Origin of the sequence: Pseudobutyrivibrio sp. ACV-2, from assembly GCF_900107545.1 — a bacterium.
Taxonomy (GTDB): Bacteria; Bacillota; Clostridia; order Lachnospirales; family Lachnospiraceae; genus Pseudobutyrivibrio.
Map to the genome: position 1 here is coordinate 1 of NZ_FNQZ01000039.1, position 3,735 is coordinate 3,735.

Sequence of the window (3,735 nt, forward strand, 5' to 3'; positions counted from 1 at the left end):
CTTCTATTGCATTTGCGAACATATCAACTTGTTTTTTACCAGAAACAACAAAGTTCTTTGTAATACTTGAAGTTGCCATCTCAAACACCTCCTTTAAAAATTGTTTTATTACATTAAGTGGCAAAAATCCACTCTACATCTTTATAATAACCGCTGGCGGTTTTTTTATGTTTCTTTTCATAGAATAATAACAAATCATTCACACTTTTTCCACATTTTTTCAATCAAAAACATCAACATCCTCCAATTATTATATCGACTAAATAAACATAATATTTAGCTTTAGTGTATCTTGAGAGGATAATGATTTCTTTTGATGAGGGCAGCGTAAATTTGTACTCGGAAATCATTGATAGGCGCGCAAACTAAAAAGCTGCAAAGCATTAATTTACAGGCTTTTTCAGCTTAAGTTGACCACATTGGGGTCAGGCACCATTAATGTCCGAAACAAACTCCGATGTATTTTTACTTTTTGGATATTTAAAAAGGCCTATTTGGCCATCAGCTGATTGAAGCCACTCTTTCTCACTTCTTCCTCCACCTTCGGCAGCGCCCTCCCAAATTACCCAATCATCAAACTGCTTAATTTCCATTTTTCTCCTCTTATACGTATTTGATTATAGCACATTTCTTTGTGTCTCAAACTTATAATCACTCTTCATCCTAAAATACTCCACCGTATACCCCGTCCCACTATTTCTCCCAGCGCCAAACACTTTCAGTTCATCGCTCCATGCTGCAATCAATCTGTTCCGCATAGGAAAATGATATCGCAAAGGCGGTGTGCCCGGTGGAAACTGTGAGATAACTACTCCATTTTGACTTATCTCATCAATCAATCCCGTGTGTTCTTTGGGATAATAAATATCTAAGCCATTTCCGACAAACGCAATTGTTTTTAATCCATTTTTTATTGCAGCTGTATGTGCATATCCATCAATACCTTTTGCGGCGCCGCTGATTATAGTCGGATTATCCATTATAGAAATCTCTGAAATAAATTTAATACATTCTGCCTTATCTTTTTGAGTGCAACGACGAGCTCCTATTACTCCTATACTGTAGCTGGAACAAACTACATTTTCGATATCACCTTTACAATACAAAAGAATCGGCAGATTATCATCTCGAATATATTTATCTGTATAAAATACATCTCTGCATGTAATGATACTAATGCCTTTCTTCTTACAGTCTTCTATTATTCTGATTGCAGAATCTAGACTTTTCGAATTCATAATTGAAGTACATCTTTTAGTTCCTATTCCAGTTTTACTTAATCCCTCCATACTAGCCTCGTATACTTTTCGAGGATTATCAAACTGCATCAATAAAATATGTTGCGATTTTATCCCTACGTAAGGAATAGTTGTAAGCCAAATCCAATATACAATTTCATCCATTGATTTAGTCTCCCACTGTGTACATATTGCTATTACTCTTATCTAGTTCTCTGCAAGAAAGCACTCCAATAATATCGCATTTTTCTATATTCTCAGCCCCACGTATATCTGCTGATGTTCTAGCCAATCTTAATAACTTATGGATAACCCTTGCACTAAAACCATACTTTTCGCAGCTTTTTCTTAATATAGAAGTACATTCATCATCCAATTTACAATACTGCTGAATTTGAGAGACTGTCATTTGAGCATTACAGAATATACCTTCGTCGTTTTTGTATCTCTCTTCTTGAATTTTTCTTGCTTTCTCAACTTTTGATTTTAGTTCTTCGGAAGTGTAATCAACCGCTTCATTATTTAGTTCAAAATAATCAACTGGATGTACCCATTTTTGAATATCAATTCTCTCAAGTATAGGTCCCGATACTTTTGAGCGGTAATGTATTATCTCATAATCTGTGCACTTGCACTTTGCACTAGGATAATAACCACAGGGGCAGGGATTCATTGCTGCTACAAATACAAAGTTTGCAGGATATGAATTTGTACCATTCACTCTTGAAATAGTTACAGTTCTATCCTCCAGTGGTTGTCTTAATGCATCAAGTGTACTTCTTGAAAACTCAGCCAACTCATCCAGAAACAAAATACCGCCATGTGCTAATGATACCTCACCCGGTTGCGCGTATGTTCCTCCACCAATTAATGCATTTAGTGAAACATTATGATGCGGAGCCCTGAACGGACGCCGTTTTGCCAGACCTTCGTTATTCTTTAGAGTTCCTGCTATACTCTGAATTTTTGTCACTTCAAGTGCTTCCTCTTCCGACATTTCTGGGAGAATACCAGGTATTCTTCTAGCTATCATACTCTTTCCACATCCTGGTTCACCTATCATAAGCAGATTATGACCACCGGCCGCTGATAGCAAAACAGCTTTTAATAATTCTCTTTGTCCTCTAACATCAGCAAAATCCAATTCCTCATCACATATTTTTATCTCAACATTTTCAGTTCTTTCAATTTCTACCTTTTCATTGCCTTCTAAAAGCTGCACGGCTTGTTTTAAACTTTGTAATCCGTATATTTCAATACCCTCAATCTTTTCAGCCTCTTGCAAATTATCATAAGGAACAATTGCTTTTTTAATTCCACATTGTCTTGCAGCTGTAATCATTGATAGAATCCCTGGACAGCTTCTTATTCGACCATTTAATGACAGTTCCCCAATGAATACATATTCCTCAATATCCTTAGGAGCAATCTGGTCTGTTTCTGTCAGAACTGCAAGTGTTATTCCCAAATCATAGTGGGAGCCCCTCTTTTTTCTATTCCCTGGTGCTAAACTTATAAGTACCTTATCTCTTGGAATATCATATCCATAATATTCCATTGCAGCTTGTAGTCTTTCTCCTGACTCCTTTACTGCTTGATCTCCAAGACCAATTATTGAAATCATCTGTTGCTGCCCCTTCAATGTAGTTGCTTCAATTTCTACTTGGAACCCATCTATACCTTCTACCGCCATACTTCTTACCATGGTAGCCATAACTCGTTTTCTCCCATATCTTTCATAATCAATAATTCTTTTTCCTCGTGAGATTGTTTGCCTTCAACAAACATTCTGTATCCTTCTTTTCCTCGTTTCCCGAATAATCCTAGCGTCTTTTCGGTTACGACATCACAAACATCTCCTAACTTATTGTTCAAATTGACATCCATATATTTTCCGTAACTACTGTACTTATAATCTAATGCCTCTCTGACCATACCAGCCTTTACGGGATTAAGATGAATATATCTGCTCACTTCCAAGAAATAAGTGTCATCTTCTATAATGCTAGATACATAACGCCCCTGAAAAACATGACCTACATATTTATATTTATGATTAAATTCACTTGAATATAACGCCAAAATCTTTTGCATGATCTTCCAAATCTCATCCTGTTCTGTTTCTATTTCCAGATGAAAATGATTAGTCATCAAACAATATGCATGCAGTTTAAATGGATATTTTTCTTGAACTAGCTTTATATAATTAAGAAACTGTATATAATCATCCACATCTTTAAATATCGCTTTTTGTCTATTTCCCCGGCTCATAACATGATATGTTGCGCCTGGATACCACTCTCTTTTCTTTCTTGCCATTTTTCTCTTTCTGCATCTATAATATATCCTATTTTACGGATTTTGAGGTTTTAATATTACGCTTCCAGATATTACTTCATATCCAGAAGCGCCTTTACATAGCCAGCTATTCTTGCTCTTTGCCCTGGGTCCATTTCACCGAATGCTTCTACTATCTCTCCTATATCAGAATTTCGAT

4 protein-coding genes are annotated in these 3,735 nt (G+C 36.1%); all 4 read right to left on the reverse strand.

Annotated features, from left to right (window positions below):
• Nucleotides 1-425: 425 nt before the first annotated feature.
• From BLV53_RS17195 to BLV53_RS16720, 4 genes are read right to left on the reverse strand one after another with little or no spacing between them, the layout of a single operon-like run.
• Entirely contained in the window at nt 426-593 is a 168-nt protein-coding gene (locus BLV53_RS17195; protein WP_170830921.1) for a hypothetical protein, read from the reverse strand.
• A 24-nt stretch (nt 594-617) separates the two neighbouring features.
• Nucleotides 618-1,403: a DNA-processing protein DprA gene (locus tag BLV53_RS16710; protein WP_090302753.1), complete on the reverse strand. Its 786-nt coding sequence runs from the start codon at nt 1,401-1,403 to the stop codon at nt 618-620.
• A gap of 4 nt (nt 1,404-1,407) precedes the next feature.
• Nucleotides 1,408-2,952, reverse strand: a complete 1,545-nt coding sequence (locus tag BLV53_RS16715; RefSeq protein WP_090302754.1) for a YifB family Mg chelatase-like AAA ATPase — start codon at nt 2,950-2,952, stop codon at nt 1,408-1,410.
• The gene (locus BLV53_RS16720; RefSeq protein ID WP_090302755.1) at nt 2,937-3,557 is read right to left on the reverse strand and encodes an REP-associated tyrosine transposase; all 621 of its coding nucleotides are present in this window, start codon (nt 3,555-3,557) and stop codon (nt 2,937-2,939) included. The genes BLV53_RS16715 and BLV53_RS16720 overlap by 16 nt, the downstream gene beginning before the upstream one ends.
• Nucleotides 3,558-3,735: the final 178 nt, after the last annotated feature.